A 14,252-nucleotide genomic window follows, 5' to 3' on the forward strand; every position below is an offset into this window, starting at 1 on the left:
CGTGACGCTCACGACTCACGGACGTATCTCCATCTCCCCTCCCACCTCGGACTGCACGCCGGAGCACGCCGAGGGGTCTTCGTCAGGAGAGAGGGATGCCCGAAAACTGGGCTTCGAGCCGATCTATTCTATCAGAGCGAGCCGTCGGCGACGGCGCGCGCGAGGTCGCCGGCCTCGGCGGGGTGGAACGGCAGATCGCGATCGAGCCCGTCGAGGCGATGCCACCCGACGCGGGTGTCGCCGTCGAGCACCGGAAGGTGCGCATCCAGCGGCAGCGCATCGAGCGCCGCGCTGCGCACCGCGAACACCGAGACGATCTCGTGGCCGCTGGCGCCCGCGCGGTCGAAGATGTTCTCGGTCACCGCGACGCGTCGGACGTCCTCTACCTCGATCCCCAGCTCTTCGCGCAACTCACGACGCATCGCGTCGGCCGCGCTCTCCCCCACCTCGATGCCGCCGCCCGGCGCTCGCAGGAACGCGCCGTGCCGCGCGGTCTCCGGATACTCCTCGGCGAGGACGTGACCGTCCTTCACCACGAGCGCGACCGAGATGGCACGGATGCGGCGTGGCGCACGGACGTCGTCGGCGTACGACGACACCGCCCGCCCGTACGCCGGCAGGGTCGGCGCGAGGGCGTGCAGCGCGGTCCGCAGCGCCGGCGCGGGCTTGCCGTCGTCCAGGAGAGCGAGCGCCAGGAACGCCTGCGCCGCCGGCGCCAGCGGATCGTCGGGCGGGAAATCCTTCAACACGGCGATCGCGCCGGATGGGTCGCCGACGTTGCGCAGCGAGCTCGCGAGCTGGATGCGGGCGGCCGGAACGCGCTCACCGCTCAGCCCGGCCGCGAGAGCCGCGCGGTAGAGCGGGACGGCCGCGGCCTCCTCCCCGAGGTAGTCGTGGAGCGACGCGCGTTCGTACAGCGCGATGGGATCGTCAGCGGGCCGCGGCGCCAGCGCCCGGTCGAGAGCGGGCCGCAGATCCGCCGGCGGCAGCGTCGCGGCATCGCGCCAGAACCCGTCGATCGCATCGGGCGACGGCGGCTCGAGCGGGCCGGGAGCGGCGAGCAGCGAGCGGACCCGCTGCTGCAGCGCGCGCAGCACATCGTCGTCGAGCGTCGCGCGCACGAAGACGTGGAGCGCGCGCAGGGCCGTGCCGCCGTCGCTGATCTCCCCCGTCGCAAGGTGTCGCATCAGGTCGGCGGCGGCGATCGTGCGCACCCGACCGTGCTCGTGCTCGCCCCATTCCGGCTCGCCGACGAGCTCGCACCCGGCGGCGACGATCGTGTGGCGGCGGCGCGTGACGTTCGCAGCCGCCCACTCGGCACCGGCGTCGAACGTCGCCGCGGGCAGGTACCCCGTCTCTTCGCGGAGTTCGCGGATGCCGGCGGCCACGGCATCCTCGCCCGGGTCGATCAGACCGCCGGGAAGCTCACCGAGCACCCGTCGCGGTCCCACCCGGTACTGGTCGAACAGAACGACCCGATCGTCTCGGGTCATGGCGATCACCGTGACGGTGTCGGGGATCTCGATGACGTCCCAGTCGCTCTCGCCCCCATCGGGCAGACGGTAGCGATCGGTGCGCACGCGGACGTAGCCGTCGTAGACGCGCCTCTCGGAGAGCGGAGTCCACGCCTCCGGCTCGCCGACCGGGTCCGGCTCGTCTGGCACGCTCACTCCCCGAGGATCTTCCGGAGCTTCTCGACGCGGGCGGAGATGTCCCGCTCCACCCCGCGCTGCGTCGGCTCGTAGTAGTGGCGCCCTCGCAGTTCGTCGGGCAGGTACTGCTGCGTCGCCACCCCGACATCGAGGTCGTGCGGGTAGACGTACCCCTTGCCGTGCCCGAGCCGCTTGGCCCCCGCGTAGTGGGCGTCGCGCAGATGCTTCGGCACGCGCCCGAAACCGCCCGCGCGAACGTCGGCGATCGCAGCGTTGATGGCGTTGTAGGCCGCGTTCGACTTGGCCGTCGTCGCGAGATAGGCGGTCGCCTCGGCCAGCGGGATGCGCCCCTCCGGCATGCCGATGAAGGCGACGGCATCGGCTGCGGCGACCGCGATCGACAGCGCCTGCGGATCGGCGAGGCCGATGTCCTCCGACGCTGAGATGACGAGCCGGCGAGCGATGAACCGCGGATCCTCGCCGGCTTCGATCATGCGCGCGAGGTAGTGCATCGCCGCATCCACGTCCGAACCGCGGATCGACTTGATGAAAGCGCTGATGACGTCGTAGTGCTCGTCGCCCTGCCGGTCGTAGCGCAGCAGCGCGCGGTCGACCGCCTGGGCGACGTCTTCGGCGCTGATCGTCGGGACCTCGTCGCCGTCCGCCGGCTCGGCCATCGTCGCCGCGGCCTCGAGCGAGGTGAGCGCGCGGCGAGCATCGCCCGACGCCAGCCGGACCAGCGCCGTCCGTGCGTCGTCGCCGAGGGCGACGGCGCCGTCGAGTCCGCGCGGGTCCGCGACCGCGCGATCGATGAGTCCGCCGAGGTCGTCGTCGCTGAGCGGCTGGAGCGTCAGCAGCAGGGAACGCGAGAGCAGCGGAGCGACGACGGAGAACGAGGGATTCTCCGTGGTCGCCGCGATCAGCAGCACCCAGCCGTTCTCGACCCCCGGGAGCAGCGCATCCTGCTGCGCTTTGGTGAACCGGTGGATCTCGTCGAGGAAGAGGATGGTCGATATGCCGTAGAGGTCTCGCTGGTTCATCGCCTCCTGCATGACCTCGCGCACGTCCTTCACGCCCGCGGTCACCGCCGACAGTTCGACGAATCGCCGCCCCGAGGAGCGCGCGATGGCCTGCGCGAGTGTCGTCTTGCCGGTTCCCGGCGGACCCCACAGGATCACCGACACGGCGCCGGTGCGATTGCCGTCCGGCGACGCGAGGGCGACCAGCGGCGAACCGGGCCGCAGCAGATGCCCCTGGCCGGCCACCTCGTCGAGCGAGACGGGCCGCATGCGCACCGCGAGCGGCGTCTGCCCGCGGAAGAGCGCAGCACTGTCGGTCACAGCTCCAGGCTAGTCGCGGGCGGGGACATCGGGGTTTGGCCGCCCCAGACCGCCGCCCGTAGGCTGGAGGGGCCCGTTCGAGCGGGTCGATCGAGGAGGCAACGTGGCGGGTCGCGGCAGCAACCGGGGCGACAAGGCGGCGCAGGAGCGCGCTCGCGTCTACACGGCTCGCCGCGAGTACCACGACGGTCTGCTGCGTCGGCGGCGTCGTGACAACCTCGTCGCCGCGATCGGCGGCGGCATCCTCGTCCTCGCGATCCTCGGCGCTCAGACCGCCTACTTGACCGTCGGCCCCGGGGCGCCCGAACCCGCGCCGACCGAGAGCCCGGCTCCCACCGACAGCCCCGCGCCGGTCGAGAGCCCGGGTCCGACTGACAGCGCGGCGCCGAGTGGTACGCCGGTTCCGACCGTGAGCCCGACGCCCCCGGGCTCGCCGCAGCCGGTGCCGACCGACACGGCGGCGCCGGTCCCCGACTCCGAATAGACATCCGCCCCGACTCGTCGACGGCCGCGTACTAGGCTGGCGATCGACCTGACCCCCATGCGGCGTGAGCCGCGACGAGGTGCCTTCCGTGACATCCACTCCGAACTCCGAGATCCCTTCCGCCGACGCCGCCCCCTGGGGTCGTGTCGAGGACGACGGGACGGTCTCCGTCCGCGAGGGCGACAGCTGGCGAGTGGTGGGCCAGTACCCCGACGGGACGCCTGCCGAGGCGCTGGCGTACTTCGAGCGCAAGTTCGCCGATCTGGCCGGCGAGGTGACCCTCATCGAGGTGCGTCACCGCCGCGGCGGTGCGTCCGCCTCGGATCTGCGTTCGGCGGTCTCGGGGCTGCGCTCCCGCCTCGCCGGTGCGGCCGCGGTCGGCGACCTCGCCGGCCTCGACGCACGACTCGAGTCGCTCGAGGGGGAGCTCAGCGCCGCCTCGGAGACGGAGGCCCAGGCCGCGAAGGAGGCGCTCGACGCCGCCATCGCCGAGCGCACCGTCCTGGTCGAGGCGATCGAGGCGATCGCGTCCCGCGACCCGCAGTCGATCCAGTGGAAGCAGACCTCGGCCGAGGTGACCGACCTCTTCGACCGGTGGCAGCGTCACCAGTCCGACGGACCTCGTCTGCCGCGCGGCGTCGGTCAGCAGCTCTGGAAGCGATTCCGCGACGCGCGATCGGTCGTCGACAAGCATCGACGCGAGTTCTACGCGAGCCTCGACGAGACGCACAAGTCCGCGCGCGACGCGAAGCAGCGTCTGATCGAACGCGCCGAAAAGCTCGCGACGCAGGGCGAGGACGGCATCGGCGCCTACCGCGAGCTGCTCGACCAGTGGAAGCTCGCCGGCCGCGCCGGCAAGAAGGCCGACGACGCACTGTGGGCGCGGTTCAAGGCAGCGGGCGATGTCCTCTACGGTGCTCGCTCCGAGCGCGAGAGCGCCGATGCCGAGGCGTCGAAGGAGAAGATCGCGGCCAAGCGCGAACTGCTCGACGAAGCTGCAGCCGTCGGTGCCGAGAAGGACATCGCCGCCGCCCGCGCGCTGCTCACACAGATCCAGCGCCGATGGGACGACATCGGACGGATCTTCCCCCGCGACAAGGAGCGTGCGCTCGACGACGATCTGCGCAAGATCGAGCAGGCGCTGCGCACCCGCGAGGACGCCGACTGGAAGAACAACAACCCCGAGACGAAGGCTCGCCAGGGCGACATGCTCTCCCAGCTGCACGACGCCATCGCGAAGCTCGAAGCCGATCTGGCCCGCGCCGAGGAGTCCGGCGACAAGCGCGCCATCGCGGAGGCCGCCGAGGCCCTCAAGGCCCGGAAGGCGTGGCTGAGCGCGCTCGGAGGCTGAGCGACGCGGCGGGGCAGCCGAGCGGCGTCCGCTTCTCCACAATCGGGACCTCTGCAGCAGGCGGCGGCTTCGTGCCGCTGCACACTGGAGGCGTGAGCGCGCCCTACCTCTACTTCACCGATGACCGTCTGTCGCACGCCGAACTGAGCGCGGCGCGATTGGACGGCGACGTCGTCGAGATCGGTGAGGGCTTCATGCCTGCCGACGCCGTCGAGACGACTGCCCTCCGGGCACTGTCGCTTCGTCCGCTCGCACGACCCGGGCTCGCGCTGACGCATGGTTCCGCGGCCTGGGTGCACGGCGTGCGGCCCGAGCCGCCCACCCGACACCACCTGCAGCGGCTCGGAGACCGCCGGACCATGTTCATCGTCAGCGCGCGGGTCCGGTTCCGCGACGGTCGGATGCCGCCCGAGCACACCGTCGAGCTCGCCGGTGTCGCTGTGACGACCCTCGAACGCACCCTCGTCGACCTGCTCCGCGCGGATGCCGCGGCCTCGCGCCTGCCCGGGCGGGATGCGCGTGCCCTCCTCCGCCGGCACCCGGATGCGGCCGAGCCGGCGCTCCGGCTGCTGGAGGAAGCCGGGCCCGTCGGCTTCAAGCGTCCTGTGCGCGCCTGGCTCCTCGAGCGAGCGGAGGAGGACGGTCAGGACGACGTGACGCGGTAGACGTCGTAGACGGCGTCGATCCGGCGGACCGCGTTGAGCACCCGGTCGAGGTGGACGGTGTCGCCCATCTCGAAGACGAAGCGGCTGAGAGCCAGCCGATCGTTGGTCGTCTGCACCGAGGCCGACAGGATGTTCACGTGGTGCTCGCTCAGCACGCGTGTCACATCGCTCAGCAGACCGGAGCGGTCGAGCGCCTCGACCTGAATGTGCACCCGGAAGAGGCTCTTGGTCGTCGGTGCCCACGCCACGTCGATGACGCGCTCCTCGTCCTGCATGAGCGACGAGACATTCGTGCAGTCGGCGCGATGGACGGATACTCCGCTGCCGCGGGTGACGAAGCCGACGATCTCGTCTCCCGGCACCGGGGTGCAGCACTTCGCCAGCTTGACGAGGATGTCGGGCGCTCCGCGTACCAGCACCCCCGAGTCGCTGTCGCGCTTCTGACGCGAACGCCCCACCGCTGGCAGGTCGATCGGGCCGGTGGACGTGTCCTCCTGCGCCCGGACCAGCGCCGTGACCTTCTCGATCACGGACTGCGTCGAGACGTGCCCCTCGCCGACGGCCGCGTAGAGCGCGGTGACGTCCTCGTACTTCAGCTGGTGCGCGACCTCGGTGAACGCATCCTGTCCGCGCAGTCGCTGGACCGGCAGGTTCTGCCGGCGCAGCGCCCGCGCGATGGCGTCCTTGCCCTGCTCGACCGCCTCCTCGCGACGCTCCTTCGTGAACCAGCCGCGGATCTTGTTCCGGGCGCGGGTGCTCCGGACGAAGCCCATCCAGTCCTGGCTGGGACCGGCATCCGGGTTCTTCGAGGTGAAGACCTCGACGACGTCGCCGCTCGACAACGACGACTCCAGCGGCACGAGGCGGCCGTTGACCTTCGCGCCCATCGTGCGGTGGCCGACCTCGGTGTGCACCGCATAGGCGAAATCGACGGGCGTCGCGCCGGCGGGCAGGCCGATGACCCGCCCCTTCGGCGTGAACACGTAGACCTCTTTGGCACCGATCTCGAAGCGCAGGGAATCGAGGAACTCCCCCGGGTCGGCCGTTTCGGCCTGCCAGTCGGAGATGTGGGCGAGCCAGGCCATGTCGGCGTCCGCCGCCTTGGCGTCGGTCTTGCCGCCGTTCATCCGCTCCTTGTACTTCCAGTGCGCCGCGACGCCGAACTCGGCCTGCTGATGCATCTCGTGCGTACGGATCTGGATCTCGACGGTCCGGCCGTTCGGGCCGATCACCGTCGTGTGGAGCGACTGGTAGAGGTTGAACTTGGGCGTGGCGATGTAGTCCTTGAACCGGCCCGGCAGCGGCGTCCACCGGGCGTGGATCGATCCGAGGACGGCGTAGCAGTCGCGCACCGTGGTCACCAGGATGCGGATGCCGATGAGGTCGTAGATGTCGTCGAACTCGCGACCGCGCAGCACCATCTTCTGGTACACGGAGTAGAGCTGCTTGGGCCGCCCCATGACGCGCCCGCGGATGCGCAGCTCGCGCAAATCGGTGTCGACAGCGTCGATGACCGTCTCGAGATACTGTTCGCGCTGCGGGGTGCGCTGCCTGACCAGACTGTCGATCTCGGCGTAGATCTTCGGATGAAGCACCGCGAAGGAGAGGTCCTCGAGCTCGCTCTTGATCGCCTGGATGCCGAGACGGTTCGCCAGCGGCGCGTAGATCTCGAGGGTCTCGGTGGCCTTCTTCGCCGCCTTCTCGGGCGGCACGAAGCCCCAGGTGCGCGCGTTGTGCAGGCGATCGGCGAGCTTGATGAGCAGCACGCGGATGTCGCGCGACATCGCGACGATCATCTTGCGGACGGTCTCCGCCTGCGCCGCATCGCCGTACTTGACCTTGTCGAGCTTCGTGACGCCGTCGACGAGCATCGCGACCTCGTCGCCGAACTCGGCCGTCAGCTGGTCGAGCCCGTACGACGTGTCTTCGACGGTGTCGTGCAGGAGCGCCGCCGCGATCGCCCGAGGCCCGAGGCCGAGCTCTGCGAGGATCTGCGCCACGGCGAGCGGATGCGTGATGTACGGCTCGCCGCTCTGCCGCTTCTGCTGCGCATGGGCGCGCGCCGCCGTCTGGTAGGCGCGATCGATGATCGCGATGTCGCCCTTGGGATGATGCGCGCGAACCGTGCGGACGAGCTGCTCGAGGCCCTCCCGGGGAGCGGCACGCGAGAAGATGCGCGGGACGAGACGGCGGAGCGAGCTCTGCGCAGGCGCGGGGGTGATCTCGGTCACGCTCTCACCTCCGCCATGCAGACCTCGATCCTACTCCCGCCGACGACGCTCAGGCGTCGACGCTCGCGAGCTCGCGCGACGCCCGGATGCGCTCGTCGTTCGCCTTGATCGACGGCTCGCTCTCGCGCAGCAGCGCGAACAGCGGCACGGCGACGAACAGGGTCGAGTACGCGGCGACGAGCGTGCCGACGAAGATCGACAGCGAGATGTCCGTGAGGGTCTGCGCGCCGAGCCACAGCGCACCGATGAACAGGATCGCGCCGGTGGGCAGGGCCGCGACGATCGTCGTGTTGATCGAGCGCACCAGGGTCTGGTTGGCCGCGAGGTTGACCGACTCGCCGAAGGTGCGACCGGACTTCTCCCCGTCTTCGAAGGTGTTCTCGCGGACCTTGTCGAAGACGACCGTGGTGTCGTACAGCGAGTACGACAGGATCGTCAGGAAGCCGATGACGGCGGCGGGCGAGATCTCGAAGCCGAACAGCGAGTACACGCCGACGGTGACGACGAGGACGTCCACGAGACCGATGATGGCCGCGACCGACATCTTCCAGGTGCGGAAGTACAGCGCCAGGATGATGAAGGTCAGCGCGAGGAAGATCGCGAGACCCCACAGCGACTGGCGGGTGACGTCCTGGCCCCAGCTGGGACCGATGAAGGACGAGCTCACCTCGGCGCTCGGCACCTCGTAGGCGTCGGCGAGGCGGGCCGTGACGTCGCGGGTCTCGGGGTCGGACATCTGATCGGTCTGAACGCGGACCGCGTCGTCGCCGATCGTGGTGACCTTGGTGGCCGCGCCCGGCACGACGGCCTGGACGGCATCGGTCGCGAGCTGCTGGTCGGTGTTCGCGACGTTCGTGACGGTGAACTGCGACCCGCCCGTGAACTCGATCGAGAACTGCGGCGGCTTGACGACGAGCACCAGCACCGAGCCGAGGATGAGCGCCGCGGCGATGATGAACCACAGCGTGCGGCGGGCGACGAACGGGAAGGAGAGCTTGCCCGTGTAGAGGTCGTTGCCGAATCGGTTGAAGAAGCGCATCAGTCGTCGCCTTCCGTCGCGCGGCGCGTATCGGCGCCGGTCCCCAGCTCAGCGCGCTTGCGCTCCGCGATGGTCTGTCGTCGTTCGGCCTCGCCCCGCGACTTGGTCGCTCGGCGAGCCGCGCCGGTCTTCGCGTCGGCGGCCGCCGGCGCCCGGAACTGAGCGCGACCGCGGTAGACGGCGCCGAGCGCGTCCGGGTCGAGTCCGGACAGCCGGTGACCGGAGCCGAAGAAGCGGGTGCGCACGAGCAGCTGGAGAGTCGGGTGCGTGAAGAGGATGAAGATCAGGATGTCGATCGCCGTCGTCAGACCCAGCGTGAACGCGAAGCCCTTGACGGTGGCGTCGGCCAGGACGTACAGCACGACGGCGGCGAGGATGTTGATCGACTTCGAGATGAAGATCGTGCGCTTGGCGCGCGACCAGCCGTCCTCGACCGCGCTCGTGATCGACTTGCCGTCGCGGAGCTCGTCTCGGATCCGCTCGAAGTAGACGATGAACGAGTCGGCGGTGAAGCCGATCGTCACGATCAGACCGGCCACACCGGCCAGCGACAGGCGGAAGCCCATACGCCACGCGAGGATCGCGAGCGCCGCGTAGGTGAGCACGGCCATCACGACGAGCGAGGCGATGATCACGGTGCCGAGTGCCCGGTAGACGACGAGCGAGTAGATGGCGACCAGCGCGAGGCCGATGAGGCCGGCGATGAGGCCGATCTGCAGCTGCTGCGAGCCGAGCGTCGCCGAGATGGTGTTGGTGCTCTGCACCTCGAAGCTCAGCGGCAGGGCGCCGAACTTGAGCTGGTCGGCGAGAACCTTCGACGAGTCCTGATCGAACGATCCGGTGATCGACGGCTTGCCGGTGAGGATGACGGCATCCATCGACGGAGCCGACAGGACGCTGCCGTCGAGGACGAACGCGAACTGGTTCAGCGGCGGCTGCTGGCCGAAGAGACGCTGGCTGATCTGCCCGAAGGTCTGCGTGCCCTGGTCGTTGAACGTGATGTTGACCGCCCAGCGGCCGGTCTGCTGCTCGAGCCCGTTGGTCGCGTCGGTGATCGACGAGCCGTCGAGTTCGACCGGTCCGAGGATGTACTTCACCGCGTTGGTCTGGTCGCACGTGATGAGGGGCTGATCGGACGGCGCGCTGGCGGGGTCGTTGGCCTCGTCGGCGCAGTCGTACGCGAGGAATCGCGCCTGCAGCGCCTCGGTGATCCACGCGGGGTCGCTGCCGTTGGTGGGCGCCACCGAGGGCGTCGCGGGGAGCGCCGGGTCGGGCGTGGGGTACGGCGTCTCGGTGCCGTCCTCACCCACGAAGGTCGTGGCGGGGGCGCCGGCGTAGAGCACCGCACGCAGCTGCAGCTGCGCCGACGCCTCGATGCGGGCACGCGTCTCGTCGTCGACCTCGCCGGGCAGCTGCACGACGATCTGATTGCCCGCCTGCGTCGCGACGTCTGCCTCGACGAGGCCCGAGGCGTCGATGCGCTGGCGGATGATCGTCGCCGCCTGGTTCATTTGCTCCGTCGTCGGCGTCGCTCCGTCGGACTGCGCCTCGAGGATGATCTGCGTGCCGCCCTGCAGGTCGAGCGCCAGCTCGGGCGCCCAGGAGCTCTGTTTGAAGACGTACACACCGACAGCGTTGATGCCGAACAGAAGAGCTGTCAGGACGAGCAGTCCGGTCAGCGCGCGCCAGGCACGGCGCACGGGAGTGGAAGTGGCCACGGGAAGGTCAGCTTTCGTCGAGCGGCGCGCGCGAGGCGGCGGGGATCAGGCCTGGTGCTTGTCGTCTTTGTCGGTGCGCTCGGCGGCCTTCGCACGGGCCTCGTCGTCGCTCACCGAGGTGATGAGACCCTGCTCGACGTCCGCGACGTACTCGTCGTGGTGCTCCTCGGCCTCGATGTACTCGTCCTCGGTCAGCGAGCCCTCGGTGGGGTCGACGACACGCAGGACGGCCTGGCTGTGCACCTCGACCTCGACGCCGGGGGCGAGCTCCACGATCGCGGACTTCGACAGGTCCTCGCCGTCGTAGGCGACGATCGTGCCGTAGAAGCCGCCCTGGAGGAGCACCTTCGCGCCCGGCAGCAGCTGCTTGGCCTTCTCGGCCTGCTCCGCCTTCATCCGCTGCGCGCGACGGCGCTGGCTGTAGAACATGAAGACGATCAGCAGCGCGAGGATGATCAGCAGGCCGTACTCCGCGAAGAACTGCAGGAGCGGGTTGACCGGCTGGGCGTTGGTCGGAGTGGTGTCCAGGAAGTGCATGGAGGTCGAAGCGCCTTTCGCGGGTCGGCACGCAGACGGGCGCACCCTCGGGATTCGTCGGCGAGATGCCTTCAGCCACTATAGGTCATCGATCTCCAACGCCCCATCGGTCCGCGGGATGCCGAGGTGGGCGTAGGCGGCCGGCATGGCGATGCGACCGCGCGGGGAGCGTCCGATGAACCCGATGCGCACCAGGTACGGCTCGACGACCGACTCGATCGTCTCCCCTTCCTCCCCCACCGTGACGGCGAGGGTGTTCAGTCCGACCGGCCCGCCGCGGAACCGGCGCACGAGCGCATCGAGCACGGCGCGGTCGAGACGGTCGAGGCCGATCGGGTCGACGTCGTACAGCTCGAGCGCGGCCGCGACGTCGGCCTCGGTGGCCCCGGCATCCTGGTCGCCGTGGACGATGACGAAGTCCCGGACCCGGCGCAGCAGCCGATTCGCGATGCGGGGGGTTCCGCGCGAGCGACGCGCGATCTCGGCCCGCGCCGCCGGGGGGACGTCGACCGCCAGGACACCGGCCGAGCGCCGGATGACGCGCTCCAGTTCGTCCGGCTCGTAGTACTCCATGTGCGCGGTGAAGCCGAAGCGGTCGCGGAGCGGGTTGGGCAGCAGGCCCGATCGCGTCGTCGCGCCGACCAGGGTGAAGGGAGCGAGCTCGAGCGGGATGCTGGTGGCCCCGGCGCCCTTGCCCACCATGATGTCGATGCGGAAGTCCTCCATCGCGAGGTAGAGCATCTCCTCGGCCGATCGCGCCATCCGGTGGATCTCGTCGATGAAGAGCACCTCGCCCGGTACGAGGCTCGACAGCAGCGCCGCGAGATCTCCCGCGTGCTGGATCGCCGGACCGCTCGACAGCCGCAGCGGGCGTCCGCTCTCGTGCGCCACGATCATCGCGAGCGTCGTCTTGCCGAGGCCCGGCGGACCCGACAGGAGGATATGGTCGGCGGGCCGGTCCTGCATCCGCGCCGCCTGGAGCAGCAGCTCGAGCTGACCGCGCACCTTCTGCTGACCGACGAACTCGGCGAGCGAGGTGGGCCGCAGCGCTCCCTCGACCGCGAGCTCGGAGTCGTCGGCGGCTTCGCTGTGGGCGTCAGCCACCGGAGCGCTCCGAGCGGGCGGGGCCGAGGTGCGCGAGCGCGAGCTTGAGCAGCGCGGGGACGGTGCCCGGCGCATCCCCGGCAGCGACGACCTGACTCACGGCGTCGGCCGCGACCCGCTCGCTCCAGCCGAGGGCGACGAGGGCCGCGATCACCTGCCCGGCGAGCGAGCGGTCGGCCCCGGCTGCGGGTGCGCTCGCGCCGACGACGGGCGCCGCCAGCTTTCCCGCGAGCTGCACCACGATGAGCTTCGCCGTCTTCGGCCCGATGCCCGAGACGCGACGGAACGGTGCGTCGTCCTCCGTCGTCACCGCCTCGGCCACCTGCTCGACGCTCAGCGAGGCCAGCACGCCGAGGGCCGACTTCGGGCCGACCCCGGTGACACCGATGAGCAGCAGGAAGACGCCCAGCTGGTCGCGCGACTCGAACCCGAACAGCGACAGCGAGTCCTCGCGCACGACGAGATTCGTGTGCAGCACGATCTCGTCGCCGACGTGGTAGGTGCGCGGGATGTCCGGGGTCACCGCGACGGAGAAGCCGACGCCGCCGACATCGACGACGACGCTGTCGGAACCGAGGTGCAGCACCGAGCCGCGCAGCGAGGAGATCATGCGTCCAGCCTAGAGGCGCCTTCGCAGCTATGTTCGAGCGACACGCATCGGCCCGGTGAGCGCGCGGATCAGCGTCGGCCGGTGCGCTCGGCCGCCGCCCACGCCTGCTGCGCCGGGGTGAGCGTCGTCCGCGCTGCGGCCGCGGCACCGCCGCGCCATGCGTGACAGAGCGCGAGGGCGAGGGCGTCCGCCGCGTCGGCGGGTTTGGGCAGGGCGTCCAGGCGGAGGACGCGGGCGACCATCGTCTGCACCTGCAGCTTGTCGGCGGCGCCGTAGCCGGTGACCGCGGCCTTCACCTCCGAGGGCGTGTGGGTGGCCGCGGCGAGACCGTGCTCGGCGGCGACCAGCAGAGCGATGCCGCTCGCCTGCGCCGTCCCCATGACGGTGGAGCGGTTGTGCTGCGAGAACACGCGCTCCACCGCGACGACGTCCGGCCGGTGCTCGGCGACGACGGCGCGCAGGCCCGCCGCGATCGTCGCGAGGCGCTGCTCGATCGGCAGCTCGGGGTCGGACCGGACGACGCCGACGTGCACGAGCCGCGCGGAGCGGTCGCGCGACACATCGACGACTCCGACACCGCAGCGGGTCAGACCGGGATCGACGCCGAGGACGCGCAGCGGGGAGGTCACTCCTCCACGCTAGGCGCCGTCGGCGCGGCCGGACGCGCGACAGCCCGAGAACGGCGCAGTTCCCGGCATCCGGCGCGAGAGTATCCGCGCGGGATGCCGGGAACGGCGACCGGTCGGAGGCTCGTTACTCGTCGTTCTCGAGCTCGGCCTGGACCTCGGCGGTGAGGTCGAAGTTGCTGAAGACGTTCTGCACGTCGTCGCTGTCCTCGAGCGCGTCGATGAGCCGGAAGATCTTGCGCGCCGTCTCGGCGTCGATCTCGACCTTGAGGGAGGGCACGAACTCGACATCGGCGGACTCGTACTCGAGACCCGCCTCCTGGATCGCCGTGCGGACCGCGACGAGCTCGGACGGGTCGGTGACGACCTCGAAGCCCTGCGCGTGCGGCTCGATCTCCTCGGCACCGGCCTCGAGCGCCGCGAGCATGAGGTCGTCCTCGGAGGCGTTCTCGTTCGAGACGACGATGACGCCCTTGCGGTGGAAGTTGTAGGCGACCGAGCCCGGGTCGGCCAGCGTGCCGCCGTTGCGGGTGAGGGCCGTGCGCACCTCGGCCGCGGCGCGGTTCTTGTTGTCGGTCAGACACTCGATCATGAGCGCGACGCCGTTCGGCCCGTAGCCCTCGTACATGATCGACGAGTACTCGACCGACTCGCCGCCGATGCCGGCGCCGCGCTTGATGGCGCGGTCGATGTTGTCCTTGGGGACCGACGTCTTCTTCGCCTTGAGGACGGCGTCGAACAGCGTGGGGTTGCCCTGCAGATCGGCACCGCCCAGCTTCGCCGCGACCTCGATGTTCTTGATGAGCTTCGCCCACGACTTGGCACGGCGCGAGTCGATGATCGCCTTCTTGTGCTTCGTCGTGGCCCATTTGGAGTGACCGGACATGCCTCGATC

At 70.4% G+C, this 14,252-nt stretch carries 13 protein-coding genes; 3 read left to right on the top strand and 10 right to left on the bottom strand.

Annotated features, from left to right (window positions below):
* Nucleotides 1–131: 131 nt before the first annotated feature.
* Nucleotides 132–1,670: a tetratricopeptide repeat protein gene (locus F6B42_RS08550; protein ID WP_223878420.1), complete on the bottom strand. Its 1,539-nt coding sequence runs from the start codon at nucleotides 1,668–1,670 to the stop codon at nucleotides 132–134.
* A complete protein-coding gene (locus F6B42_RS08555) occupies nucleotides 1,667–2,992 on the bottom strand; it encodes a replication-associated recombination protein A (RefSeq protein ID WP_150419177.1) in 1,326 nt (441 codons plus the stop codon). The genes F6B42_RS08550 and F6B42_RS08555 overlap by 4 nt, the downstream gene beginning before the upstream one ends.
* A gap of 103 nt (nucleotides 2,993–3,095) precedes the next feature.
* On the opposite strand from F6B42_RS08555, the gene F6B42_RS08560 reads away from it, so the two are divergent.
* The 3 genes from F6B42_RS08560 to F6B42_RS08570 all read left to right on the top strand — a co-directional run bounded on the left by F6B42_RS08560 (nucleotide 3,096) and on the right by F6B42_RS08570 (nucleotide 5,492).
* Nucleotides 3,096–3,476 (top strand): dioxygenase, encoded by a 381-nt coding sequence (locus tag F6B42_RS08560; protein WP_223878421.1) that lies wholly within the window; start codon nucleotides 3,096–3,098, stop codon nucleotides 3,474–3,476.
* 88 nt (nucleotides 3,477–3,564) lie between these two features.
* The gene (locus F6B42_RS08565) at nucleotides 3,565–4,827 is read left to right on the top strand and encodes a DUF349 domain-containing protein (RefSeq protein WP_223878422.1); all 1,263 of its coding nucleotides are present in this window, start codon (nucleotides 3,565–3,567) and stop codon (nucleotides 4,825–4,827) included.
* 92 nt (nucleotides 4,828–4,919) lie between these two features.
* On the top strand, nucleotides 4,920–5,492 hold the full coding sequence (locus F6B42_RS08570; protein ID WP_191089312.1) for an SAM-dependent methyltransferase: 573 nt from the start codon (nucleotides 4,920–4,922) through the stop codon (nucleotides 5,490–5,492).
* Here the strand turns inward: F6B42_RS08570 and F6B42_RS08575 are convergent.
* The 8 genes from F6B42_RS08575 to F6B42_RS08610 all read right to left on the bottom strand — a co-directional run bounded on the left by F6B42_RS08575 (nucleotide 5,471) and on the right by F6B42_RS08610 (nucleotide 14,243).
* On the bottom strand, nucleotides 5,471–7,723 hold the full coding sequence (locus F6B42_RS08575) for a RelA/SpoT family protein (protein ID WP_150419178.1): 2,253 nt from the start codon (nucleotides 7,721–7,723) through the stop codon (nucleotides 5,471–5,473). The two genes, F6B42_RS08570 and F6B42_RS08575, sit on opposite strands and share 22 nt — an antisense overlap.
* A gap of 49 nt (nucleotides 7,724–7,772) precedes the next feature.
* Nucleotides 7,773–8,762: a protein translocase subunit SecF gene (gene secF / locus F6B42_RS08580; protein WP_150419179.1), complete on the bottom strand. Its 990-nt coding sequence runs from the start codon at nucleotides 8,760–8,762 to the stop codon at nucleotides 7,773–7,775.
* On the bottom strand, nucleotides 8,762–10,480 hold the full coding sequence (gene secD, locus F6B42_RS08585; RefSeq protein ID WP_150419180.1) for a protein translocase subunit SecD: 1,719 nt from the start codon (nucleotides 10,478–10,480) through the stop codon (nucleotides 8,762–8,764). The genes secF and secD overlap by 1 nt, the downstream gene beginning before the upstream one ends.
* Before the next feature lie 45 nt (nucleotides 10,481–10,525).
* Nucleotides 10,526–11,017: a preprotein translocase subunit YajC gene (locus F6B42_RS08590; RefSeq protein WP_150419181.1), complete on the bottom strand. Its 492-nt coding sequence runs from the start codon at nucleotides 11,015–11,017 to the stop codon at nucleotides 10,526–10,528.
* Between the two features lie 78 nt (nucleotides 11,018–11,095).
* Nucleotides 11,096–12,121, bottom strand: coding sequence for a Holliday junction branch migration DNA helicase RuvB (ruvB, locus tag F6B42_RS08595; RefSeq protein WP_223878423.1), 1,026 nt, complete (start codon nucleotides 12,119–12,121; stop codon nucleotides 11,096–11,098).
* Nucleotides 12,114–12,731: a Holliday junction branch migration protein RuvA gene (ruvA, locus tag F6B42_RS08600; RefSeq protein ID WP_150419183.1), complete on the bottom strand. Its 618-nt coding sequence runs from the start codon at nucleotides 12,729–12,731 to the stop codon at nucleotides 12,114–12,116. Before ruvA ends, ruvB begins: the two co-directional genes overlap by 8 nt.
* A 68-nt stretch (nucleotides 12,732–12,799) precedes the next feature.
* On the bottom strand, nucleotides 12,800–13,360 hold the full coding sequence (ruvC, locus tag F6B42_RS08605) for a crossover junction endodeoxyribonuclease RuvC (RefSeq protein WP_150419184.1): 561 nt from the start codon (nucleotides 13,358–13,360) through the stop codon (nucleotides 12,800–12,802).
* A gap of 124 nt (nucleotides 13,361–13,484) precedes the next feature.
* On the bottom strand, nucleotides 13,485–14,243 hold the full coding sequence (locus F6B42_RS08610; protein WP_150419185.1) for a YebC/PmpR family DNA-binding transcriptional regulator: 759 nt from the start codon (nucleotides 14,241–14,243) through the stop codon (nucleotides 13,485–13,487).
* Nucleotides 14,244–14,252: the final 9 nt, after the last annotated feature.

This window comes from Microbacterium radiodurans (assembly GCF_008710705.1).
Taxonomy (GTDB): Bacteria; Actinomycetota; Actinomycetes; order Actinomycetales; family Microbacteriaceae; genus Microbacterium; species Microbacterium radiodurans.